The 23,219-nt window shown below is 70.8% G+C and carries 18 protein-coding genes; 2 read left to right on the top strand and 16 right to left on the bottom strand.

Translation table 11 applies throughout. The annotated features are described in order from the left end of the window. Positions 1–108 precede the first annotated feature (108 nt). Positions 109–570, bottom strand: a complete 462-nt coding sequence (locus ACZ4K2_RS28160; protein ID WP_467477098.1) for an SPW repeat protein — start codon at positions 568–570, stop codon at positions 109–111. 321 nt (positions 571–891) lie between these two features. On the opposite strand from ACZ4K2_RS28160, the gene ACZ4K2_RS28155 reads away from it, so the two are divergent. Next, positions 892–1,569, top strand: coding sequence for a GAP family protein (locus ACZ4K2_RS28155; RefSeq protein WP_467477094.1), 678 nt, complete (start codon positions 892–894; stop codon positions 1,567–1,569). A 288-nt stretch (positions 1,570–1,857) separates the two neighbouring features. On the opposite strand, the gene ACZ4K2_RS28150 is transcribed toward ACZ4K2_RS28155, so the two are convergent. The 11 genes from ACZ4K2_RS28150 to ACZ4K2_RS28100 form a co-directional block, all read right to left on the bottom strand. Beyond that, on the bottom strand, positions 1,858–3,828 hold the full coding sequence (locus ACZ4K2_RS28150; RefSeq protein WP_467477091.1) for a TIGR03960 family B12-binding radical SAM protein: 1,971 nt from the start codon (positions 3,826–3,828) through the stop codon (positions 1,858–1,860). A gap of 70 nt (positions 3,829–3,898) precedes the next feature. After that, a complete protein-coding gene (locus tag ACZ4K2_RS28145) occupies positions 3,899–5,413 on the bottom strand; it encodes a CYTH and CHAD domain-containing protein (RefSeq protein WP_467477088.1) in 1,515 nt (504 codons plus the stop codon). Between the two features lie 119 nt (positions 5,414–5,532). Further along, the gene (gene rodA / locus ACZ4K2_RS28140; RefSeq protein WP_467477085.1) at positions 5,533–6,729 is read right to left on the bottom strand and encodes a rod shape-determining protein RodA; all 1,197 of its coding nucleotides are present in this window, start codon (positions 6,727–6,729) and stop codon (positions 5,533–5,535) included. After that, a complete protein-coding gene (gene mrdA, locus ACZ4K2_RS28135) occupies positions 6,729–8,984 on the bottom strand; it encodes a penicillin-binding protein 2 (RefSeq protein WP_467477081.1) in 2,256 nt (751 codons plus the stop codon). Before mrdA ends, rodA begins: the two co-directional genes overlap by 1 nt. 146 nt (positions 8,985–9,130) lie before the next feature. Beyond that, positions 9,131–9,808, bottom strand: coding sequence for a rod shape-determining protein MreD (gene mreD, locus ACZ4K2_RS28130; RefSeq protein ID WP_467477077.1), 678 nt, complete (start codon positions 9,806–9,808; stop codon positions 9,131–9,133). 12 nt (positions 9,809–9,820) lie between these two features. After that, positions 9,821–10,771, bottom strand: a complete 951-nt coding sequence (gene mreC, locus ACZ4K2_RS28125) for a rod shape-determining protein MreC (protein ID WP_467477074.1) — start codon at positions 10,769–10,771, stop codon at positions 9,821–9,823. A 164-nt stretch (positions 10,772–10,935) separates the two neighbouring features. Next, on the bottom strand, positions 10,936–11,955 hold the full coding sequence (locus ACZ4K2_RS28120; protein ID WP_031158632.1) for a rod shape-determining protein: 1,020 nt from the start codon (positions 11,953–11,955) through the stop codon (positions 10,936–10,938). Positions 11,956–12,214: 259 nt separating this feature from the next. Further along, complete coding sequence (ndk, locus tag ACZ4K2_RS28115) at positions 12,215–12,628, bottom strand: nucleoside-diphosphate kinase (protein ID WP_467477071.1); 414 nt, start codon at positions 12,626–12,628, stop codon at positions 12,215–12,217. Between the two features lie 65 nt (positions 12,629–12,693). Next, positions 12,694–13,056, bottom strand: a complete 363-nt coding sequence (locus ACZ4K2_RS28110; RefSeq protein ID WP_467477068.1) for a DUF4233 domain-containing protein — start codon at positions 13,054–13,056, stop codon at positions 12,694–12,696. Positions 13,057–13,064: 8 nt separating this feature from the next. After that, a complete protein-coding gene (folC, locus tag ACZ4K2_RS28105) occupies positions 13,065–14,579 on the bottom strand; it encodes a bifunctional tetrahydrofolate synthase/dihydrofolate synthase (protein ID WP_467477064.1) in 1,515 nt (504 codons plus the stop codon). A gap of 264 nt (positions 14,580–14,843) precedes the next feature. Further along, a complete protein-coding gene (locus tag ACZ4K2_RS28100) occupies positions 14,844–17,468 on the bottom strand; it encodes a valine--tRNA ligase (protein WP_467477062.1) in 2,625 nt (874 codons plus the stop codon). Positions 17,469–17,607: 139 nt separating this feature from the next. Between ACZ4K2_RS28100 and ACZ4K2_RS28095 the strand changes: the two genes are divergently transcribed. After that, a complete protein-coding gene (locus tag ACZ4K2_RS28095; protein WP_467477060.1) occupies positions 17,608–18,585 on the top strand; it encodes a hypothetical protein in 978 nt (325 codons plus the stop codon). Positions 18,586–18,656: 71 nt separating this feature from the next. On the opposite strand, the gene clpX is transcribed toward ACZ4K2_RS28095, so the two are convergent. From clpX to tig, 4 genes are all read right to left on the bottom strand, one after another. After that, a complete protein-coding gene (gene clpX / locus ACZ4K2_RS28090) occupies positions 18,657–19,943 on the bottom strand; it encodes an ATP-dependent Clp protease ATP-binding subunit ClpX (protein WP_467477058.1) in 1,287 nt (428 codons plus the stop codon). A 170-nt stretch (positions 19,944–20,113) separates the two neighbouring features. Beyond that, positions 20,114–20,779, bottom strand: coding sequence for an ATP-dependent Clp protease proteolytic subunit (locus ACZ4K2_RS28085; RefSeq protein WP_467477056.1), 666 nt, complete (start codon positions 20,777–20,779; stop codon positions 20,114–20,116). Positions 20,780–20,848: 69 nt separating this feature from the next. After that, positions 20,849–21,454, bottom strand: a complete 606-nt coding sequence (locus tag ACZ4K2_RS28080) for an ATP-dependent Clp protease proteolytic subunit (RefSeq protein WP_467477425.1) — start codon at positions 21,452–21,454, stop codon at positions 20,849–20,851. Between the two features lie 300 nt (positions 21,455–21,754). Then, positions 21,755–23,125 (bottom strand): trigger factor, encoded by a 1,371-nt coding sequence (gene tig, locus ACZ4K2_RS28075; protein ID WP_467477053.1) that lies wholly within the window; start codon positions 23,123–23,125, stop codon positions 21,755–21,757. Positions 23,126–23,219: the final 94 nt, after the last annotated feature.

Below are 23,219 nucleotides of genomic sequence, written 5' to 3'. Positions count from 1 at the left end.
AACAGCGCGGGGGCCGCGGGACGGCCACCTGTCACACGTCCGGGCAGACCGGGCGACGGCGGTGCTCCGGCCGTCCCCGGCTGCCCGGTGACGACGCCGGGTCGCAGGTCAGCGGCCGGGCGTGTAGGGCGCGGACATGCCGCCCCGGGCCTTCTTCGACTCCGCCGCCCGGGCGGCCGCGCTCGCGGCCAGTGCCAGGACGAGGGCGATGGCGCCGGTGACGACGTTGTTGATGATGGTCTTGGTGGTGCTCACATTGCCGGCCACCACCCAGGGTGCGATGATCGTCCACGCTCCCAGGAGACAGGCTCCCCAGGCCATGCCGTGCGTACGTTCGTACGCCCGGCCGAAGCCCCCGCTCATCAGGAGGGCGTAGGCGAGCCCCACGAGCAGGTTGGTGACGGCGAGGGTGGAGAGACCGTTGAACCCGGTGATCCACGGTGACGCCGCCAGGTAGATGCCGGTGAGGAAGGCGAGCATCCCGACGGCCTGCCCCCGCGGGGTGCTGGTGGCACGCTCGGCCATCTCGTGCCGCATGCGCATGTCGACGATGTCGGGGTGCGTCTCCATCGATGGACCGTGCGAAGTGGTCATTGCCTTCACCTCTAGACGAGTGCCGGTTCTTCGCCCGCCGGGTACCCACCCGATGCGGTGGAATCTGATGTATCGCACTGTTTTGTCGAGGTGTTCGCGTGCCGGGCCGCGGTCTCCTGGCGCCCCGCCCGGTGGCCCCGGGGCTTGCGAGGACAGACCGGCGGAGGCGTAGGAACATGGAAGCCGCGGAGCGGGGCCTTGCCCCGCTCCCCACGCGGCCCCGGGCGCCGTCCGGTCGCGCAGCGGCGGCGCCGCCGGTCCGGCCCGCTCCGCCCGAGCCACCACCTGGAGGCCGGCATGGGCAAAGTCCTCGGTGACGTGCTGGGTCTCGCGGCCGGTGTGGCGGTCAGCCCGCTCCCGATCATCGCGCTCGTCCTGATCCTCGCCACGCCGCGCGGCCGCCTCACCGGACCGGTCTTCACCGTCGGCTGGCTGCTGGGGCTGGCGGTACCGGGTGCGGTGATGCTGGCGATCGCCTCTCCGGCGGCCGCCTCCGGCCACGGCCGGCCGGCCACCTGGGTGGGGGCGCTCAAGCTCGCGCTGGGCCTGCTCCTGCTCCTCTTCGGCGCCCGCCAGTGGCACCGGCGCCCCCGGGACCCCGCGCAGGCCCGGCTGCCGAAGTGGATGGACGCGCTCGACCGCCTCGCCCCGGCGAAGGTCTTCGGACTCGGTACGGCCCTGGCCGCCCTCAACGCCAAGAACGCCCCGCTCACCATCGCCGCGGGCGCCGCGATCGGCTCGGCCGGGCTGCCCCTGGGGCAGCAGATCGGGGCGCTGGCCGTCTTCGTCGTGATCGCCTCCCTCGGCCTGCTGGTCCCGCTGGGGGTCTTCCTGCTCGGGGGTGAGCGGGCGAGGACCACGCTCGGCGGCTGGAAGGACTGGGCCGCCCAGCACAACGTGGCGGTGATGGCGGTGCTGTTCTTCGTGCTCGGCCTGAAGCTGCTCGGGGACGGCATCTCGGTCCTCACCTCCTGACCGGCCGCGCGCCCGCCATGACCGGGCCCGCCCCGTGCCGGCGGCCCCCCGGCCCGGTAAGAGAGAGCCCCCGCGGCACGGCCTTCCCGCGCCGCGACGCGCCCTTCTCCGCCGAGCCGAGCCCGGCGTCGGCCGGGGCAAGCGCGGTGACTACAGCCGGCTGCGCAAGCTCAAGGCGAAGTACGACCGAGCACCCCGCCCGCGTCGAGCCGACCCCGAGCACGGCTGAGCCCCCTCCCGCCGGGGAGGGGGCTCAGCCGTGTGTCCGCTCACCGGACCCGGGCCGCCTCAGTGCGTGTGACCACTCGGAGCCGGCGCCGGACCCGCGTTGTCGACCGTCAGCGGCAGCAGCTTCCTGCCCGTCGGGCCGATCTGGATCTGGGTGTCCATCTGCGGGCAGACGCCGCAGTCGAAGCACGGGGTCCAGCGGCAGTCCTCGACCTCCGTCTCGTCGAGGGCGTCCTGCCAGTCCTCCCAGAGCCAGTCCTTGTCCAGGCCGGAGTCGAGGTGGTCCCAGGGCAGGACCTCCTCGTAGGCGCGCTCGCGGGTGGTGTACCAGTCGACGTCCACGCCGAAGGGGGCGAGGGCCTTGTCCGCGCACGCCATCCAGCGGTCGTAGGAGAAGTGCTCGCGCCAGCCGTCGAAGCGGCCGCCGTCCTCGTACACCGCGCGGATGACCGCGCCGATGCGGCGGTCGCCGCGCGACAGGAGGCCCTCCACGATGCCGGGCTTGCCGTCGTGGTAGCGGAAGCCGATCGAGCGGCCGTACTTCTTGTCGCCGCGGATCTTGTCGCGGAGCTTGGCCAGGCGGGCGTCCGTCTCCTCCGCCGAGAGCTGCGGGGCCCACTGGAAGGGGGTGTGGGGCTTGGGAACGAAGCCGCCGATCGAGACCGTGCAGCGGATGTCGTTGGCGCCCGAGACCTCACGGCCCTTCTGGATCACGCGCGTCGCCATGTCGGCGATCTGGAGGACGTCCTCGTCGGTCTCCGTCGGCAGGCCGCACATGAAGTACAGCTTCACCTGGCGCCAGCCGTTGCCGTAGGCCGTGGAGACCGTACGGATCAGGTCCTCCTCCGAGACCATCTTGTTGATGACCTTGCGCATGCGCTCGGAGCCGCCCTCGGGGGCGAAGGTCAGGCCGGACCGGCGGCCGTTCCTCGTCAGCTCGTTCGCCAGGTCGACGTTGAAGGCGTCGACGCGGGTGGACGGGAGGGAGAGGCCGATCTTGTCGTCCTCGTAGCGGTCCGCCAGGCCCTTGGCGATGTCGCCGATCTCCGAGTGGTCCGCGGAGGACAGGGAGAGGAGGCCGACCTCCTCGAAGCCGGTCGCCTTCAGGCCCTTGTCGACCATCTCGCCGATGCCGGTGATCGAGCGCTCGCGCACCGGGCGGGTGATCATGCCCGCCTGGCAGAAGCGGCAGCCCCGGGTGCAGCCGCGGAAGATCTCGACCGACATGCGCTCGTGCACGGTCTCGGCGAGCGGCACCAGCGGCTGCTTGGGGTACGGCCACTCGTCCAGGTCCATGACCGTGTGCTTGGACACGCGCCACGGGACGCCGGAGCGGTTGGGGACCACGCGGGCGATGCGGCCGTCCGGGAGGTACTCGACGTCGTAGAACGCCGGGATGTACACCCCGCCCGTCTTCGCCAGCCGGAGGAGGACCTCCTCCCGGCCGCCGGGGCGGCCCTCGGCCTTCCACTCCCGGATGACGCGGGTCATGTCGAGGACGGCCTGCTCGCCGTCGCCGATCACGGCCGCGTCGATGAAGTCGGCGATCGGCTCCGGGTTGAAGGCCGCGTGGCCGCCGGCCAGGACGATCGGGTCGTCGACCGTGCGGTCCCGGGACTCCAGCGGGATGCCCGCGAGGTCGAGGGCGGTGAGCATGTTGGTGTAGCCCAGCTCGGTGGAGAAGCTGAGGCCGAACACGTCGAAGGCCTTCACCGGGCGGTGGCTGTCGACCGTGAACTGGGGGACGCCGTGCTCGCGCATCAGCTCCTCCAGGTCCGGCCAGACGCTGTAGGTGCGCTCGGCGAGGACCCCCTCCTGCTCGTTGAGGACCTCGTAGAGGATCATGACGCCCTGGTTGGGCAGTCCGACCTCGTACGCGTCGGGATACATGAGCGCCCAGTGGACGTCACACTCGTCCCACGGCTTGACCGTGGAGTTGAGCTCTCCGCCGACGTACTGGATCGGCTTCTGCACGTGCGGCAGCAGTGCTTCGAGCTGCGGGAACACCGACTCGGCGGCTTCGGCAGGCATCTCGCGAACCTTCATGGGCTGACTGGGGTGACCATCAAGCGTAACCCGCCCGGCGGGCTCCCCCGAACGCTCAGCCCGCCGTCCCGCCCCCGGCCCGCCGCCAGCGGCCGGGCAGCTCCGCCTCCAGCGCGGCCGCCCGGGCCTCCTCCCTGCCGTACAGGAGCCCGTAGGTGAAGGTGCTCTCCCCGGCCGCGTGGGCCACCGCCGCCAGCTCGCGCAGGGTGCGGCGGGCCATGACGCTGTCCTGGTGGTCGCCGAGCAGGGTGGTCAGGGACTTCATGGACTTGGTGAGGGAGCGGGCGGGGCCGCCCAGGGCCCCGGTGGACGCCTCCGCCGCGTACCGGGTGCGCTTGGCCTTCTTGCGGGCCTCGTGCAGGGCCGCGTCACGGTCGTGGCCGGGCGGCAGCTCCAGCGCGGGCTCCATGCGGCGCCCCAGTTTCCGCTCGCTCCTGCGCAGCGCCGCCGGGAGGGCCTTCCCGGGCTTCTTCCCGGCCTTCCCGCCGAGCGGCGGGTCCGCGAGCAGGGCGTCGAGGGCCTCCAGCAGGGCCAGGTGGCGGCGGGAGTCGAGGACGCCGGTCAGGTGGGCGTGGGCGCCGCCGTGCCGGGCGGCGGCCCAGGCGGCGAGGCGTTCCCGGACGGGTCCGTCGACCAGGCCGGGCGGGAGCGCGTCCAGGGCGGTCGTCAGGCGGTCGGCCAGCACCTCCTGGTCGCGGTCGACGCCGAGTTCGCCCGCGAGCCACTTCAGCTCGGCGCGCACGGGGTCGGTGGCGGCGCGGTCCAGGACGGCGCCGAAGGTGCCCAGGGTGCCGCGGGCGCGGCGGGTGGCGACCCGCATCCGGTGCACCGCGTCGGGGATGCCGCGGCGGACGGCGGGGTCCAGCCCGACCAGCGCGTCCCGCTGGGCGCGGAGGTAGGCGAGGACGTGGTCGCCCGCCGTGGCGGGCGCGGGGGCCCCTGCCTTCTTCCGGCGCCGTTTCCCGCCGCCGCCCGGGGCGGTCTGTTCCAGGGCGCGGGCCAGTTTCGACGGGGAGTCGGACGGCCGCACGCCCGCCTCGCGCAGCCGCTCCTCCACCTGGTCGAGGAAGGCGGGGTCGCCGCCGTCGGCCAGTTCGACCTCGATCTCGGTCCACTGGGCGGCGCCGCCCGCGCCGGTGAGCCGCTCGGCGGTGACGGTGTCGAGGCTCGCCTCGGCCAGCAGCTCGCCCCGGGCGTCGACCAGGTGCCGCACGTCGCGGGCGGACCGCAGCCGGACGAGGGGGACCAGGGCGCGGTCCCGGACCCGGGAGCGGACCAGGGCGGCGATCTCCTCGGGGACGGTGTCGGAGAGCGGGGCCCGGATCTCGTCGCGGACGCCGGGGGCGACCGGGAGCTTCAGGTGCCAGCCGGCGTCCGGGCCGCCGGTGCGGCGGCGCAGGGTCAGCGAGGCGGCGGCCAGTCGTTCGTCGACGGTGTCGTAGTACGTGGCGTCCAGGTCGACCAGGCCCTTGTCGAGGACCGCGGCCACCCCGCCGACGCCGGTCAGGTCGGGCAGTCCGCTCTCGTCGGATTCGTACTTGCGCTCGATCTCGCGTTTCGTATCCGCCATGCACCGAATCTAGTGGGCCCGGGGCCGCAGCGGCAGTGGCCGCCCCGGGCGGACGGCCGGCGGGGACCCGCCGGCCGCTCGGGGCGGCCCCGGGCCGCGTCCGGTGGCCCGGGGCGGTGTCACGCCGACATGGGCCGCTGCACCTTGATGGACTGGAGCAGCCCGATCGCGACCCACACGGCGAACATGGACGAGCCGCCGTAGGACACGAACGGCAGGGGCAGGCCGGTGACGGGCATGATGCCGAGGGTCATGCCGATGTTCTCGAAGGACTGGAAGGCGAACCAGGCGACGATGCCGGCGGCCACGATCGTGCCGTACAGCTCGGTCGAGTCGCGCGCTATGCGGCAGGCGCGCCACAGGACGACGCCGATCAGGAAGATGATCAGGCCCGCGCCGAGGAAGCCCAGCTCCTCCCCCGCGACCGTGAAGACGAAGTCGGTCTGCTGCTCGGGCACGAACTGGCCGGTGGTCTGCGAGCCGTGGAAGAGGCCGGCGCCGGTGAGTCCGCCGGAGCCGATGGCGATCCGGGCCTGGTTGGTGTTGTAGCCGACGCCCGCCGGGTCCAGGTCCGGGTTGGCGAAGGCCGCGAACCGGTTGATCTGGTACTCGTCCAGGATGTGCAGCTGCCAGATGGCCACGCAGCCGACGACCCCGGCCAGGAGGAGGCCGAAGACCCAGCGGTTGGAGGCCCCGGAGGCGAGCAGCACGCCCAGGATGATGGCCACCATGGCCAGCACGGAGCCGAGGTCGGGCATGAGCAGCAGGATCAGGATCGGCACGGTGGCCAGGCACAGCGCCTGGAACACGGTCCGGTGGTCCGGGTAGGGCTTGTCGCCCGCGTCCACCCGGGCGGCCAGCAGCATGGCCATGCCGAGGATGATCGTGATCTTCATGAACTCGGCCGGCTGGAGGGAGAAGCCGCCGATGACGAGCCAGTTGCGCTGGCCGTTGATCGTCGCGCCGAGCGGGGTCAGGACGACCAGGGCGAGCATCACCGACAGGCCGTAGAGGATCGGCACGGCGTTGCGCAGGGCCCGGTGGCCGAGCCAGATCGTGGCGATCATCAGGGCGATCCCGATGCCGAGGTTCATCAGGTGCCGCAGCAGGAAGAAGTACGGGTCGCCCTGGTTCAGCTCGGTGCGGTTGCGGGTGGCCGAGTAGACCAGCAGCGAGCCCATGAGGGACAGCACGGTGGCCGCCAGCAGTATCGGCCAGTCCAGCCGGCGGGTGAGGGAGTCGCGGGCGAGGAGTTTCGTCCAGCCGGCCCGCTCGGGGCCGTACCCGGAGACGGAGAAGCTGTTCGCGCCGGTCATCAGGGCGTCCTCCGGCTTCCCCGGGCGCGGTGGCGCCGGCGCCTGCGGGTGTCGCGGTTGCCCGGGGTGGGCGAGGCGGTGGTGCCGGCGGGCTGCTGGTCGTCGCCGTTGGTGGGGTTGTTCTTCTGGGCGGCCTCGGTGTCCTTGGCCGGATCACCGGTGATCTTGGGGGCGGCGATGGTGCCGTCCGGGCGGACCTTGGGCAGGTCCTTCTGGGGCTGGGGCAGCAGCGCCTTCCGGTCGTCGACGGAGCCGTCGCCCTGAACGCCGTAGAGGGCGCCGTAGATGTTGCGCACGGCCTCACCGGAGGCGCCGGAACCCGTACCGGCCTGGGCGATCGTCATGATCACCGTGTAGTCCTTGGAGTAGGTGGCGAGCCAGGAGGTGGTCTGCTTGCCGTAGACCTCCGCCGTTCCCGTCTTGGCGTGCAGCGGGATCTTGTCCTGCGGCCAGCCGCCGAACTTCCAGGCCGCCGTACCGCGCGTGATGACGCCCGCGAAGGCGTCGTCCATGCCCTTGAGGGTGGCCTGGCTGACCGGCAGCCTGCCGCGCTTCTTCGGCTTGATCTCCCGCACCGACTTGCCGTCGGCGCTGATGACGGCCTTGCCGATGGACGGCTGGTACATCGTGCCGCCGTTGGCGACGGCGCCGTAGATCACGGCCTCCTGGATCGGGGTGACGAGGGTGTCGCCCTGGCCGATGGAGTAGTTGATCGAGTCGCCCTCGCGCATCTTGTTGCCCTCGAGGCAGTTCTCGTAGGCGATCTTCTCGACGTAGGAGCCGTCCTTCTTGCCGGACTTGCACCAGGCGTCCTTGTTGGCCTTCCAGTAGTCCAGCTTCCACTGGCGGTCCGGGACCCGGCCGGTGACCTCGTTGGGCAGGTCGACGCCGGTCTCCCGGCCGAGGCCGAACTGGTGGGCGGCCTTGTAGAAGTAGTCCTTCGGCTGGCCCTTCTTGGGGTTGATGCCGCCGTCCCGCTTCCACTCCCTGTCGGCGAGGCCGTAGAAGACGGTGTCGCAGGAGACCTCCAGGGCGCGGCCCAGGGTGATCGCGCCGAAGTTCTCGCCCTCGAAGTTCTTGAAGACCTGGCCGCCCACCGAGTAGGAGCTGGTGCACGGGTAGCTGCCGTCGAAGGGGTAGCCGGCCTCGACCGCGGCGGCCGTGGAGATCACCTTGAAGGTCGAGCCGGGGGCCGCCTGGCCCTGTATGGCCCGGTTGAGCAGGGGGTAGTCGGAATCCTTGCCGGTGAGGGCCTTGTAGTCCTTGCCGGAGATGCCGCCGACCCAGACGTTCGGGTCGTAGGTCGGCGCGGAGGCCATGGCGACGATGCGGCCGGTCTTGGCCTCCATCACGACGACGGCGCCGGAGTCGGCCTTGTAGTTCGTACCGGTGATCTTGTCGAACTGCTGGCGGGCCACCTTCATGGCCTTGTCCAGCTCGTACTCCGCGACGCGCTGCACCCGGGAGTCGATGCTGGTGACGAGCTTGGAACCGGACTCGGCCGGGTCGGACTCGGCCTTGCCGATGACCCGGCCGAGGTTGTCGACCTCGTACCGGGTGACGCCGGCCTTGCCGCGCAGCACCTTGTCGTACGTCCGCTCCAGGCCGGAGCGGCCGACCATGTCGGAGCGCAGGAACGGCGAGTCGGTGTCCTTGGCCTGCTGGATCTCGTCGTCGGTGACGGGCGAGAGGTAGCCGAGGACCTGTGCGGTGTTGGACTTGCCGGGGCCCGGGTAGCGGCGGACCGCCTCGGGTTCGGCGGTGATGCCGGGGAAGTCCTCGGAGCGCTCGCGGATCTGGAGTGCCTGCTTGGCCGTGGCCTTGTCGGTGATGGGGATCGGCTGGTACGGCGAGCCGTTCCAGCAGGGCTGGGGGGTCTCGGCGTCGCACAGCCGGACCTTCTGCGCGACCTCCTCGGGGCTCATGCCGAGGACGCCGGCCAGCTTGGCGAGGACGGCCTTGCCGTCGTCCTTCTGCTTCAGCAGGTCGGTGCGGGAGGCGGAGACCACCAGGCGGGTCTCGTTGTCCGCGAGGGGCACGCCGCGGGCGTCCAGGATGTCACCGCGCACGGCGGGGTCGACCACCTGCTGGACGTGGTTGCCGGACGCCTCCCGCTGGTAGGCGGCGCCCTCGCGGATCTGGAGGTACCACAACCGGCCGCCGAGCGTGCCGAGCAAGGAGAGGACGAGGATCTGGATCACGACGAGCCGGATCTGGATCCGTGGGGTCCGACCGGTCTCGGGGATGTTGGTCACTGCTGCTGCCTCCCCCTCTCAGTGCGCGGACGTCTGTGCGTGTGCTGCGGGTGCGCGGACCGCCTGCGCGCGTACATACGGGAAACGGCCGACCGGTGGGGCCGCGTTCCGGGCGGGCTGCCCCGTTCGGGTGAACTTCGCGGTGTTCACAGGCGCTTGACCCCCTTGATGCGGCCGACCCGGGCGGAGCGGGTGCGGGCCTTGGCCTTCAGCGCGCCGAGGCCGCCGCGCTGGCCGCCGATGCGCAGGCCCGTGCCCGAGGAGAGCCAACCGGAGGAGATGTCCCCGGCCTTGGCCGCGGGACCGCTGTCGGTGAGCGGGTCATTGTCGGAGCGGCGGGCCAGCCACATGACGGCGGGCACCACGAACGGGGCGAGCAGCAGGTCGTAGAGGGCCGCGGAGACGAGCAGGCCGGGCAGGCCGACGTGCCGGGCGGCGGTGTCGCCGACCAGGGCGCCCACCCCGGCGTAGAGCAGGGTGGAGCCTACGGCGGCGGCGACCACGACGGCCATGGGGCCGGTCGCCGACTTCAGCCGGCCGTTCTCCGGCCGGACGAGCCCGGCGAAGTAGCCGGTGACGCACAGGACGAGGGCGTAGCGGCCGGCCGCGTGGTCGGCGGGCGGTGCCAGGTCGGCGAGCAGGCCGGCGCCGAACCCGACGAGGGCGCCGCCGACATGGCCGTACACCATCGCCAGACCGAGGACGGTGAGCAGCAGCAGGTCGGGCACGGCGCCCGGCAGGTGCAGCCGGGCGAGCACGCTCACCTGGACCACCAGGGCCACCACGACCAGCGCGCTGGAGAGCAGGATCCTGTTGACACGCATGGGATTCAGCTCCTACTGCTGCTCTTCGGTGGCGTTGTCGGTGGTGGGGGCGTCGGCCGACGGGGTGACCGTGACGGTCACCGTCGGCGTCGGGACCGGCTTCGGCTTGGCGGGGAGCACGGTGTCCCGTGGATCGCGGGCCGGGGCCTGGACGACCACGCCGACGATGTCGAGCTTGGTGAAGCCGACGTACGGGGTGACGTAGAGGGTGCGGGTGAGGCCGCCGCCGGAGGGGTCCACGCGGGAGACGACACCGACCGGGACGCCGGGTACGAACGGCCGGTCGGACTGGGAGCCGAAGGTGACGAGCCGGTCGCCCTTCTTCACCTCCGCCTTGCCGTTGAGCAGTTCGACGCGGAGCGGGCGGTCGCCCTGGCCGGAGGCGAAGCCGAGTTCGTCGCCCGCCTCCATGCGGGTGCCGACGGTGAAGTCGGGGTCGTTGGCGAGCAGCACGGTGGCGGTGCCGGGGCCGACGGTGGTGACGCGGCCGACCAGGCCGTCGCCGTTCAGGACGGTCATGTCCCGCTTGATGCCGTCGTTCGCGCCGACGTCGATGGTGATGGTCCAGGAGAAGCCCTGCGCCGAGCCTATGGCGATGACCTGGGCGCCCTTGATGCCGTACTGCCCCTCGCCGGCGACCTTCAGCATCTTGTCGAGCTGCCTGAGGCGGCTGCGGTTGCGGTCGTCGCTGCCGAGCTTCGCCTTGAGGGCCGCGTTCTCCTTCTCCAGCGCGGCGAGCCGGTCGTGCCGGCTGCCCGAGGCGCGGACCGCGGAGACCGCGTTGCCCACCGGGTCGACCGCGGAGCTCAGTCCGTCCTCGACGGGTCCGAACACCGTCGCGGCGGCGTGCCGGGCACCGTCGACCGGGGAGTTCCGGCCTCCCCGGATGTCCACCGTGATCAGCGCGAACGCGATGGCGACCAGCAGGACCAGGAGCAGCCGGCTCTCTTTCGTGTCCCTCACGTGCGGCGGCCGTGCCCTTCCTCGAGTAGGAATTCTTCGGACCCCTGGAAAACGCGAATCGTGCGGCGCGAACCGGGAAGGTCCATTCGGGGGAGCTTATGCCTCTATATCAACGATCCGCCGCACGAGAGGAGAACGTCTCGTACGGCGGAATCGAAGAGTCGTCATCGGCGCGGCTGGGCGTCCAGCACCTGCTGGAGCGCCTCGAACTCCTCGACGCACTTGCCGGAACCGAGCGCGACGCTGTCCAGCGGGTCCTCGGCGATGTGGATCGGCATGCCGGTCTCCCGCCGCAGCCGCTCGTCGAGGCCGCGCAGCAGGGCCCCGCCGCCGGTCAGAACGATTCCGCGGTCCATGATGTCGCCGGACAGCTCCGGCGGGCACTTGTCGAGGGTGGTCTTCACCGCGTCCACGATCGCGTTGACCGGCTCCTCGATGGCCTTGCGGACCTCGGCCGCCGAGATGACGACGGTCTTCGGCAGCCCCGACACCAGGTCACGGCCGCGCACTTCGGTGTGCTCGTCGGCGTCGAGGTCGTACGCCGAACCGATCGTGATCTTGATCTGTTCGGCCGTGCGCTCGCCCAGCAGAAGGCTGTACTCCTTCTTGATGTACTGGATGATCGCGTTGTCCAGTTCGTCGCCGGCGACGCGGATGGACTGCGCGGTGACGATCCCGCCGAGGGAGATGACCGCGACCTCCGTGGTGCCGCCGCCGATGTCCACCACCATGTTGCCCGTGGCCTCGTGGACCGGCAGTCCGGAGCCGATGGCCGCGGCCATGGGCTCCTCGATGATGTGCACCTGGCGGGCGCCGGCCTGGGAGGACGCCTCGATGACCGCACGGCGCTCGACGCCCGTGATGCCCGAGGGCACGCAGACCACGACCCGCGGCCGGGCCAGGTAGCGCCGCTTGTGGATCTTCAGGATGAAGTAGCGGAGCATCCGCTCGGTGATCTCGAAGTCGGCGATCACGCCGTCCTTCAGGGGGCGGACGGCCACGATGTTGCCCGGCGTCCGGCCGATCATCTTCTTCGCTTCCGCACCGACCGCGAGGATCCCACCCGTGTTGGTGTTGATCGCCACGACGGACGGTTCGTTCAGGACGATCCCGCGACCCCTGACGTACACCAGCGTGTTGGCGGTCCCGAGGTCGACAGCCATGTCACGGCCGATGAACGACATTGAGTTCCCCATCCGGATTCATCTGGCCTCCTGAATATGTGAGGGCATATCAGGACGGCGAGGCGGGTGCTGTGACGTGAAGGCTTCCATCGTAAACGCGCCTGCACGAACACTGCGCGAGGGTCTCCGCCATTGTCACCAGATGGCGTGCCGCCTCGCTTGTGGAGACGGGCGTTCGGGGGCGCTCGTTCCCTCAAATGCCCGGGCCATGCGGGAAAGGCCCGGGACCGGCCCGGACCTTCCGCGGACGGCCCACGGGTCAGGCGCGGCCCGGGAAGAAGATCTTCACCTCGCGCTCGGCGGACTCCTCGGAGTCCGAGGCGTGGATCAGGTTCTCGCGGACGATCACACCGTAGTCGCCCCGGATCGAGCCGGGCGCGGCGGCGATCGGGTCGGTCGGGCCCGCCAGTTGGCGCACGCCCTCGATCACCCGCTCGCCCTCCACGATGAGCGCGACGACCGGGCCCGAGGACATGAACTCGACCAGCGGCTCGTAGAACGGCTTGCCCACGTGCTCACCGTAGTGCTGCTCCAGCGTGGCCCGCTCCAGGGTGCGCAGCTCCAGCGCCGTGATCCGCCAGCCGGCCTTGCGCTCGATACGGCTGATGATCTCGCCGGTCAGGCCGCGACGGACGGTGTCGGGCTTGAGCAGGACGAGGGTGCGCTGGCTCACGAGGGGCTCCTTACACGACTTGCGGGTGCGGTGGGACGAGGTTACAGGGCGTGTCGGGGCGCCTGTTACGCAGCGTCAGCCGGGGAGGAGGCGGACCGGGCCTGGGCCGCGAACCTCGCCTTCGCCTCGTCCACCTTTCGCCCGAAGTGCACCGACGCCCACCACAGGGCCGCGAACACCGCGCCCATGAAGTACATGGTGGGGACGAAGACACCGGAGGCGATCAGGGCGATCTGCAGGGCCCAGCCGAGGACCACTCCGCCGGGCCGGGTCACCATGCCGCACAGCAGCACGCACAGCAGCATCGCGATACCGCTGACGAGCCACACCGTGGACGTGGCGAGGTCCGGGTCCTTCATCGCGACCAGCCCGGCGAAGCCGATGACGAAGAACTCGCCGATCAGGGTCGATGCACAGAGAGTACGCACGGCAGACCTCAGCCCTTCCCCAGCAGCAGCCGGGCCTCGCCGACCGTGATGACGGATCCGGTGACCAGTACCCCGCCGCCCGCGAACTCGCCCTCCTCCTCGGCCAGCGTGATCGCGGCCTCCAAGGCGTCCGGCAGCCGCGGCTCGACCTGCACCCGCTCCTCGCCGAACACCTCGACGGCGATCGCGGCCAGCTCGTCGGAGTCCATGGCCCGGTGGCTGGAGTTCTGGGTGACGACGACCTCGGCGAAGATCGGCTCGAAGGCCTCCAGCAGCCCGCGCACGTTCTTGTCGCCGCTGGCGCCGACGACGCCGACGAGCCGGGTGAAGTCGAACGCCTCGCGCACGGCCTCGGCGGTGGCGGCGGCGCCCGCCGGGTTGTGCGCGGCGTCCAGCACGATCGTCGGGGAGCGCCGGACGACCTCCAGGCGGCCCGGGGAGGACACGGCCGCGAACGCCTTGCGGACGGTGTCGAGGTCCAGCGGCTCGGCGCGCTGCGCGCCGACGCCGAAGAACGCCTCGACGGCGGCGAGGGCGACGGCCGCGTTGTGCGCCTGGTGGGCGCCGTGCAGCGGGAGGTACAGCTCCGGGTACTCGCCGCCGAGGCCGCGCAGGGTGAGCAGCTGCCCGCCGACGGCGACCTGCCGGGCCACGACGCCGAACTCCAGCCCCTCGCGGGCTACGGTGGCGTCCACCTCGACGGCCTTCTTCAGCAGCACCTGCGCCGCGTCCACCGGCTGCTGGGCCAGGATGACGGTGGCGTCCTGCTTGATGACGCCGCTCTTCTCGCCGGCGATCTCGCCGGGCGTCCCGCCGAGCCGGTCGGTGTGGTCCAGGTCGATCGGGGTCACGACGGCGACGTCGCCGTCGATCACATTGGTCGCGTCCCAGGTCCCGCCCATGCCGACCTCGACGACGGCGACGTCGACGGGCGCGTCCGCGAAGGCGGCGTACGCCATGCCGGTGAGCACCTCGAAGAACGACAGCCGGTACTCCTGCTGTCCGTCCACCATCTCGACGTACGGCTTGACGTCCTGGTACGTGTCGATGAACCGCTCGGCGGTGATCGGGGCGCCGTCCAGGCTGATGCGCTCGGTGACCGACTGGACGTGCGGGCTGGTGTAGCGGCCGGTGCGCAGCTCGAAGGCGCCGAGCAGGGCCTCGATCATGCGGGCGGTGGAGGTCTTGCCGTTCGTGCCCGTGATGTGGATCGAGGGGTACGCGCGCTGCGGCTCGCCCAGGACGTCCATCAGCGCGGCGATGCGGGCGACCGAGGGGTCCAGCTTGGTCTCGCCCCAGCGGGTGGCCAGCTCGGCCTCGACCTCGCGCAGGGCCTGGTCGACCGCCGGGTCCTCGGGGCGCCCGGGTACGTCGGCCTGGGGCGCGCCGCCCTGGGTGCGCAGGGTGCGGCTGCCGGCCTCGATGACCGCGAGGTCGGGGTCGCGGTCGGTCTCGGCCTCGATGATCTCGTCGAAGCCGTCGAGGGGATCGGGGGTGTCGCTGGTGCCGGGGTGGTCGCTCACGGGGCCAGTCTACGGAGCGCGCGGGCCCGGCGCGGCGCCGGTATGGGACGGCTTGCCGCTCCGCCCGCCGGCGGGGGCGCCGGGTGGTGGGCGAGGGCCGGGGGCGGGTGCCCGGGCCGGCCGTCCGGGGCCTGCGCCGGTCTGCGGCGACGAGGGCAGCGGGGGCTGGGTGACCGGGGCGCGCGGGCCGGGCGGTGTCCGGGTGGGTGTGCCGAAGGCCCCGGTGCCGTGGGGCACCGGGGCCTTCGGTATCAGGGGTACTGCCTACGCCTGCGGCAGCCGGTCGAGCTGGGCCTGGATCCGGGTGATGTCCTCCTCGGCCTTGGCCAGGCGCGTGCGGATCTTGTCCACCACGTTCTCCGGGGCCTTGGCGAGGAACGCCTCGTTGCCGAGCTTGCCCGTGGCCTGGGCCTTCTCCTTCTCGGCGGCGGCCAGGTCCTTCGCGAGGCGCTTGCGCTCCGCGGCGACGTCGATCGTGCCGGAGAGGTCGAGGGCGACCTCGGCGCCGGCGACCGGCAGCGTGGCCGTGGCCGTGAAGGACTCGCCCTCCGGCTGGAGGCGCAGGAGCTGGCGGATGGCGGCCTCGTGCGGGGCGAGGGCCGTGCCGTCCAGCGTCAGGCGCGCCGGGACCCGCTGGCCGGGCTGGAGGCCCTGGTCGGCGCGGAAGCGGCGGACCTCGGTGATGACCGACTGGAGGGTCTCGATCTCCCGCTCGGCGTCGGCGTCGCGGAACCCGCTGTCCCCCGGCCAGTCGGCGACGACGACCGACTCGCCGCCGGTCAGCGTCGTCCACAGGGTGTCCGTGACGAACGGCACGATCGGGTGGAGCAGCCTGAGCGTGACGTCGAGGACCTCGCCGAGGACGCGCTTGCTCGCCTCGGCGGGGGCGCCGCCCGCCTGGAAGACGGTCTTGGACAGCTCGACGTACCAGTCGAAGACCTCGTCCCACGCGAAGTGGTACAGGGCGTCGCTGAGCTTCGCGAACTGGTAGTCCTCGTAGAACGCGTCGACTTCGGCGACGGTCTCGTTCAGGCGGGACAGGATCCAGCGGTCCGTGGCGGACATCGCGGAGGCGTCCGGCAGCGGGCCCTCGACCGTCGCGCCGTTCATCATCGCGAAACGGGTGGCGTTCCAGATCTTGTTGGCGAAGTTGCGGGACGCCTGGACCCAGTCCTCGCCGATCGGGACGTCGACGCCCGGGTTGGCGCCCCTGGCCAGGGTGAAACGCAGGGCGTCGGAGCCGTACTTGTCCATCCAGTCCAGCGGGTTGACCGTGTTCCCGAACGACTTCGACATCTTCTTGCCGAACTCGTCGCGGACCATGCCGTGGAACGCGATCGTGTGGAACGGCGGCCGGCCGTCCATCGCGTACAGGCCGAACATCATCATCCGGGCGACCCAGAAGAACATCAGGTCGTAGCCGGTGACCAGGACGGAGTTCGGGTAGAACTTCTCCAGGTCCGGGGTCTGCTCCGGCCAGCCGAGCGTGGAGAACGGCCACAGGCCGGAGGAGAACCACGTGTCGAGGACGTCGGTGTCCTGGGTCCAGCCCTCGCCCGTGGGCGCCTCGTCGTCGGGGCCGACGCAGACCAGCTCGCCGTTCGGGCCGTGCCAGACGGGGATGCGGTGGCCCCACCACAGCTGGCGCGAGATGCACCAGTCGTTCAGGTTGTCGACCCAGTCGAAGTAGCGCTGCGACATGTCGGCCGGGTGGATGTCGACCCGGCCGTCGCGGACCGCGTCACCGGCGGCCTTGGCGAGGGTCTCGACCTTGACCCACCACTGCAGGGACAGGCGCGGTTCCAGCGTCGTCTTGCAGCGCGAGCAGTGGCCCACGGAGTGGACGTACGGGCGCTTCTCGGCGACGATCCGGCCCTCGGCGCGCAGGGCGGCGACGATCGCGGAGCGGGCCTCGAAGCGGTCCAGGCCCTGGAAGGGGCCGTGGGTGGTGATCACGCCGCGCTCGTCGAGGACCTCGATGGACTCGAGGTCGTGGCGCTGGCCGATGGCGAAGTCGTTCGGGTCGTGCGCCGGGGTCACCTTGACGGCGCCGGTGCCGAACTCCGGGTCGACGTGCGTGTCGGCGACGACCGGGATCGTACGGTCCGTCAGCGGCAGCCTGATCTGCTTGCCGATCAGGTGGGCGTAGCGCTCGTCGTCCGGGTGGACGGCGACGGCCGTGTCACCGAGCATCGTCTCGGCGCGGGTGGTGGCGACGACGACGGTGTCGTCACCCTCGCCGTACTTCATGGAGACGAGCTCGCCGTCGTCGTCCTGGTAGTCGACCTCGATGTCGGAGATGGCCGTCAGACAGCGCGGGCACCAGTTGATGATGCGCTCGGCGCGGTAGATCAGGCCGTCGTCGAACATCTTCTTGAAGACGGTCTGGACGGCCCGGGACAGGCCCTCGTCCATGGTGAAGCGGTCCCGGCTCCAGGCCAGGCCCTCGCCGAGGCGGCGCATCTGGCCGGCGATCTGGCCGCCGGACTCGGCCTTCCACTCCCAGACGCGCTCGACGAAGGCCTCGCGGCCCAGGTCGTGGCGGGACTTGCCCTCCTTGGCGAGCTCGCGCTCGACGACGTTCTGGGTGGCGATGCCGGCGTGGTCCATGCCGGGCTGCCACAGCGTCTCGAAGCCCTGCATGCGCTTGCGGCGGGTGAGGGCGTCGATCAGCGTGTGCTCGAAGGCGTGGCCCAGGTGCAGCGAGCCCGTGACGTTCGGCGGCGGGATGACGATGGTGTACGCCGGCTTCTCGCTCTTCGCGTCCGCCTCGAAGTACCCGCGCTCTACCCAGCGCTCGTACAGCGGTCCTTCCACCTCGGCCGGCGCGTACTGGGTCGGCAGTTCGGAGTCGGGCGCGGGCGGCTGCTGCTGAGCGTTCTCGGTCACGGGGCTCAGTTTAGAGGTGTCACGGGGTGGTCCCGAAACGCGTTTGTTCTGTAACGGTGCGGCCCCCCGATGCCGTGCGCCGGCCGGGGCTGCGCCAGGATGTCAGGAACACATAAGGCATCTGGAGGGGAACCCAGGAATGAGCGACAACCAGCCGGGCCCGTACGGCCAGCAGCCCCAGCAGCCGGGCCCGTACGGCCAGCCGGGGCAGCCTGGGCAGTACGGCGGTCAGCCGGGCCCCTACGGCCAGCCGCCGCAGGCGCCGCAGCCCGGCTACGGCTACCCCCAGCAGGCTCCGGCCGCTGCGCAGCCGGGGTACGGCTACCCGCAGCAGGGCGCGCCGCAGCAGCAGCCTGGTCCCTACGGTCAGCAGCAGAACCCGTACGGCCAGCAGCAGCCCTACGGCATGCCGCAGCCGCCCCAGCCGCCCCAGCCGGCCGGCGGGAAGAAGAAGACGGGCCTGGTCATCGGCGCGGTGGCGGTGGTCGCGGCTCTGGCGGTCGGCGCGTACTTCGTGCTCGGCGGCGGCTCCGGCGGTTCCGGCGTCGCGGACGACGGCCCGCACAAGCTGACGACTCCGCAGACGGTGCTGACGGAGTACAAGAAGGGCAAGGCCCAGGACGACTCCATGACGCCCAGCGACCTCAAGGACGCGGAGAAGTGGGGGGTCCACCATCCCAAGGACGTCAGCGCCGACTACGAGTCCGGCGACGACAGCAACCCGCTGGGCAAGAAGATGATCAAGTTCGGCGGCGTGTACGGCACGATCGACGACCCCGAGAAGGCCGTCGACGCGATGTTCGCGTACATGAAGAAGGAAAGCACCAAGGAGAGCGCCGAAGGCGTGGGCCTGGTCGGCGAGCCGAAGAAGTACGAGCCCGCCTCGCTGAAGGGCGCTGTGCTCAAGTGCCAGCAGATCAAGAGCGTGAACCCCGACAGCTCCTCCGGCGGCCCCAAGGAGGTGACGTTCGACGTCTGCATCTGGGGTGACAAGAGCACGCTCGGCATGGTGATGCCGATGGACATCGCCACCCTGGCTTCGGGCCGCAGCGGCGACCCGGCGGCGGACGCCGAGCTGGTGGCCAAGTTCCGCAACGAGGTCCGCGTCAAGGTGTGACGCGGTTGCGCCGCACGCGGAAAGGGGCCCCGGTCGGCTGACCGGGGCCCCTTCGCGTGTGCCGTTACCGCCTACGCCGTCTTCTGCTCCCCCGGGCCCCGGCCCCGGGCGTCGCGCGGGATGAGGGTGGGGTTGACGTTGGAGAGGACCACGTCGGCCGTGATGACGACGCGGGCGACGTCCTTGCGGGACGGGACCTCGTACATCACGCCCTGGAGGACCTCCTCCATGATGGCGCGCAGGCCGCGGGCGCCGGTCTGGCGGAGGATGGCCTGGTCGGCGATGGCCTCCAGCGCCTCGCGCTCGAAGTCCAGCTCGACACCGTCGAGTTCGAACAGGCGCTGGTACTGCTTGACCAGGGCGTTGCGGGGCTCCACCAGGATCTTGAGCAGGGCCTCGCGGTCCAGGTTGTGCACCGAGGTGATGACCGGGAGCCGGCCGATGAACTCGGGGATCATGCCGAACTTGACCAGGTCCTCCGGCATGACGTCCTCGAAGACGTCCTTGGACTCCAGCTCGCGCTTGGACAGGATCGTCGCACCGAAGCCGATGCCCTTCGCGCCGGCCCGGGACTCGATGATCTTCTCCAGGCCCGAGAAGGCGCCGCCCACGATGAACAGGACGTTCGTCGTGTCGATCTGGATGAACTCCTGGTGCGGGTGCTTGCGGCCGCCCTGCGGCGGGACCGAGGCCGTGGTGCCCTCCAGGATCTTCAGCAGGGCCTGCTGCACGCCCTCGCCGGAGACGTCCCGGGTGATCGACGGGTTCTCGCTCTTGCGGGCGACCTTGTCGATCTCGTCGATGTAGATGATCCCCGTCTCGGCCTTCTTGACGTCGTAGTCGGCCGCCTGGATCAGCTTCAGCAGGATGTTCTCGACGTCCTCGCCGACGTACCCCGCCTCGGTCAGCGCGGTGGCGTCGGCGATCGCGAACGGGACGTTCAGCATGCGCGCCAGCGTCTGCGCGAGGAGGGTCTTGCCCGAGCCCGTGGGGCCGAGCAGCAGGATGTTGGACTTCGCCAGCTCGATCGCGTCGTCCCGGCCGCTCGCGCCGCCGTTCTCGCCCGCCTGGACCCGCTTGTAGTGGTTGTACACCGCCACGGACAGGGCCTTCTTGGCGGCCTCCTGGCCGACCACGTAGCCCTCGAGGAACTCGTAGATCTCGCGCGGCTTGGGCAGTTCCTCCCAGCGGACCTCGCTGGTCTCCGCGAGCTCTTCCTCGATGATCTCGTTGCAGAGATCGATGCACTCGTCGCAGATGTACACACCGGGCCCTGCGATGAGCTTCTTGACCTGCTTCTGGCTCTTGCCACAGAACGAGCACTTGAGCAGATCGCCGCCGTCACCGATGCGTGCCACGGTGTGCTTCCCCTTCGCCTGGGAGACGCCTGGACGTAACCGGTCCAGCGGCTCCTGGTGCTGCCTTATGTCCGACGGTACCTTGCCGGGCCCGGTGTTCGGTCCCCCCTTGGCAGGGTTCACTTTGACGTGCACGGTGCCAAGGGGGGCCGGAAGTGCCCGGATCCGCGTCAGCGGACCGAGCTGTTGTTCAGCTTGCGGGTGGAGATGATCTGGTCGACGAGGCCGTACTGCAGCGCCTCCTCGGCCGTGAGGATCTTGTCGCGCTCGATGTCCTCGCGGATCTTCTCGATCGGCTGGTTCGAGTGCTTGGCCAGCATGTCCTCCAGCTGCTCACGCATCCGGGTGAACTCCTTGGCGATGATCTCCAGGTCGGAGAGCTGACCGCGGCCGGTGGAGCCCGCCGGCTGGTGGATCAGCACGCGCGAGTTCGGCAGCGCCATGCGCTTGCCCGGCGTACCGGCGGCGAGCAGGATGGCCGCGGCGGAGGCCGCCTGGCCCATGCAGACCGTCTGGATGTCGGGCTTCACGAACTGCATCGTGTCGTAGATCGCCGTCAGGGCGGTCATGTCGCCACCGGGGCTGTTGATGTAGATCGAGATGTCCCGGTCCGGGTCCATCGACTCCAGGCACAGCAGCTGCGCCATCACGTCGTTGGCCGAGGCGTCGTCGATCTGGACGCCCAGGAAGATCACGCGCTCCTCGAAGAGCTTCGCGTACGGGTCGTACTCGCGGATGCCCTGGGAGGTGCGCTCGACGAAGCGCGGGATGACGTAGCGGCTGTCGGGGCGGGGCCCTTCGTACGTGCCGCTGGCGGCGCCGGGGAAGTTGCTCATGGGGTGTTCACCGTCCTGGTGGCGTTCTGGGGGCTTGGGTCTCGGCGGTGCGTGGCGTGGCCTGGCCGGTCAGGCACCGGTGCCGCCGCCTCCCGGAACACCCGAGGCGTGCGTGATGATCTCGTCGATGAGACCGTACTCCTTGGCCTCTTCCGGGGTGAACCAGCGGTCGCGGTCGCCGTCGCGGATGATCGCCTCGACCGTCTGGCCGGAGTGCAGCGCGGTCAGCTCGGACATGCGCCTCTTGGTGCGCAGCAGGTACTCGGCCTGGATCTTGATGTCCGAGACCGTGCCGCCGAGGCCCGCGGAGCCCTGGTGCATCATGATGTCGGCGTGCGGCAGGGCGAACCGCTTGCCGGCGGCGCCGCCGGTGAGCAGGAACTGGCCCATCGACGCGGCCATGCCCATGGCGATGGTGACCACGTCGTTCGGGATGTACTGCATGGTGTCGTAGATCGCCATGCCGGCCGTCACGGAGCCGCCGGGGCTGTTGATGTAGAGGTAGATGTCCTTGTCCGGGTCGGCGGCAAGGAGCAGCAGCTGCGCGGTGATCTTGTTGGCGATGTCGTCGTCGACCTGCTGGCCGAGGAAGATGATCCGCTCGCCGAGCAGCCGGTTGTAGACCTGGTCGCCGAGGCCACCACCGATGGAAGGCTCGCCGGCGGCGGAGGGCATCAGATTCGTCACGTATCCACCTGCTCGTCTTACGACGGCGCCGGGCCGTCTCACGTCGTCCTGCCGGAGGCTTGGCTGGGGTCTCAGGAGACTCCCCTGCCCCCGTATTCATGGACCCTAACGCTCAGGTCCCTTCGGGGAATCCCGGAGATGGGAGTGTTCGCCGGGGGCGTAGCGCGGGACGCCCCCGGTACGGCCCCGCGCTCCCGGGGACCGGGCGTCCGCGCCGGTACGGCGACGGGCCCCGGGGAGAGTCCCCGGGGCCCGTCGTACGCGCTGCGGAGGCGCCGCGGGGCCGGCTCAGCCCTCGGTGTTCTCCTCGGAGGTCTCCGACGCCTCGGCGGCCTCGGTCTCCTCCTCCTCGTCGTCCAGGTCGACGATCTCGCCGTTGGTGTCCTTCACCGTGGCGGCCTCGACCACGACGGCCAGGGCCTTGCCGCGGGCGACCTCGCCGACCAGGAGCGGCACCTGGCCGCCCTCGACGACGGCCTGGGCGAACTGGTCGGGGGACATGCCGGAGGAGGCCGCACGCCGCATGAGGTGCTCGGTGAGCTCCTCCTGGTTGACGTTGAGCTGCTCCTTCTTGACCAGCTCGTCCAGGACGAACTGGGTCTTGATGCCCTTGACCGCGGCCTCGCGGGTCTCGGTCTCGAACTCCTCGGCGGTCTTGCCCTGGATCTCCAGGTACTTGTCGAGGGTGAGGCCCATCTGGCCGAGCTGGTGGTGCTCCAGGTTGTGCTTGCGGGTGTTGATCTCGTCCTCGAGCAGCTTCTCGGGGACGGGGACCTCCACCAGCTCCAGCAGCTTCTCCAGGACGCGCTCCTGGGCCTGGGTGGCCTGGTCGAACTGCTTCATGTTGCCGAGGCGCTTGCGGCTGTCGGCCCTCAGCTCCTCCAGCGTGTCGAACTCGGAGGCGAGCTGCGCGAACTCGTCGTCCAGCTCGGGCAGTTCACGGGCGGCGACCTGGGTGACCTTGACGGTGACCTCGGCCTCCTTACCCGCGGCGGAGCCGCCCTTCAGCTCGGAGGTGAAGGTGGCGTCCTCGCCGGCGGACTTGCCCTTGACGGCGTCGTCGATGCCGTCCAGCAGCTCGCCGGAGCCGATGGTGTAGGAGACGCCGTTGGCGATGCCGTCCTCCAGCACCTCGCCGTCGACCTTGGCCTCCAGGTCGATGGTGACGACGTCGCCGTCCTCGGCGGCGCGCTCCACCGGGGAGGTGGAGGCGAAGCGCTCGCGGAGCTGCTCGACCGACTTCTCGATGTCCTCGTCGGTGACCTCGACGGCGTCGACCTCGACCTCGATGCCGGAGTAGTCCGGGATCTCGATGGCCGGGCGGATGTCGACCTCGGCGGTGAAGTTCAGCGTCTCGCCGTCCTTCAGCTCCGTGATGTCGACCTCGGGCTGGCCGAGCGGGTTCAGCTCGGCCTCGTTGACCGCCTCGGTGTAGAACTTGGGCAGCGCGTCGTTGACGGCCTCCTCCAGCACCGCACCCCGGCCGAACCGCTGGTCGATCACGCGGGCGGGGATCTTGCCCTTGCGGAAGCCCTTCACCGTGACCTGCTGGTTGATCTTCTTGTACGCCGCGTCGAGGCTGTCCTTGAGCTCCTCGAAGGGCACCTCGACAGTGAGCCGAACCCGGGTCGGGTTCAGGGTCTCCACGGCGCTCTTCACGGTTCGGTCTCCTTGTGGCTGACTTCTTGGGTTCTGCCGGAGCCAGACAGGTCCGGCGGACTGGTCGCCCGGAGGAGTACGTAGGCCATGGGGC

It is taken from the genome of Streptomyces sp. NPDC025833 (assembly GCF_055558055.1).
The sequence above is the reverse complement of the archived record's forward strand: the minus strand, read 5'-3'. Positions and strand labels throughout refer to the sequence as shown.

Bases quoted from the DNA above. Each gene is read 5' to 3' on its own strand.
- ACZ4K2_RS28160 (WP_467477098.1), bottom strand. From the start codon at position 570: ATGGAGACGCACCCCGACATCGTCGACATGCGCATGCGGCACGAGATG.
- ACZ4K2_RS28155 (WP_467477094.1), top strand. From the start codon at position 892: ATGGGCAAAGTCCTCGGTGACGTGCTGGGTCTCGCGGCCGGTGTGGCG.
- ACZ4K2_RS28150 (WP_467477091.1), bottom strand. From the start codon at position 3,828: ATGCCTGCCGAAGCCGCCGAGTCGGTGTTCCCGCAGCTCGAAGCACTG.
- ACZ4K2_RS28145 (WP_467477088.1), bottom strand. From the start codon at position 5,413: ATGGCGGATACGAAACGCGAGATCGAGCGCAAGTACGAATCCGACGAG.
- rodA (WP_467477085.1), bottom strand. From the start codon at position 6,729: ATGACCGGCGCGAACAGCTTCTCCGTCTCCGGGTACGGCCCCGAGCGG.
- mreD (WP_467477077.1), bottom strand. From the start codon at position 9,808: ATGCGTGTCAACAGGATCCTGCTCTCCAGCGCGCTGGTCGTGGTGGCC.
- ACZ4K2_RS28120 (WP_031158632.1), bottom strand. From the start codon at position 11,955: ATGTCGTTCATCGGCCGTGACATGGCTGTCGACCTCGGGACCGCCAAC.
- ACZ4K2_RS28095 (WP_467477060.1), top strand. From the start codon at position 17,608: ATGAGCGACAACCAGCCGGGCCCGTACGGCCAGCAGCCCCAGCAGCCG.
- ACZ4K2_RS28085 (WP_467477056.1), bottom strand. From the start codon at position 20,779: ATGAGCAACTTCCCCGGCGCCGCCAGCGGCACGTACGAAGGGCCCCGC.
- ACZ4K2_RS28080 (WP_467477425.1), bottom strand. From the start codon at position 21,454: ATGCCCTCCGCCGCCGGCGAGCCTTCCATCGGTGGTGGCCTCGGCGAC.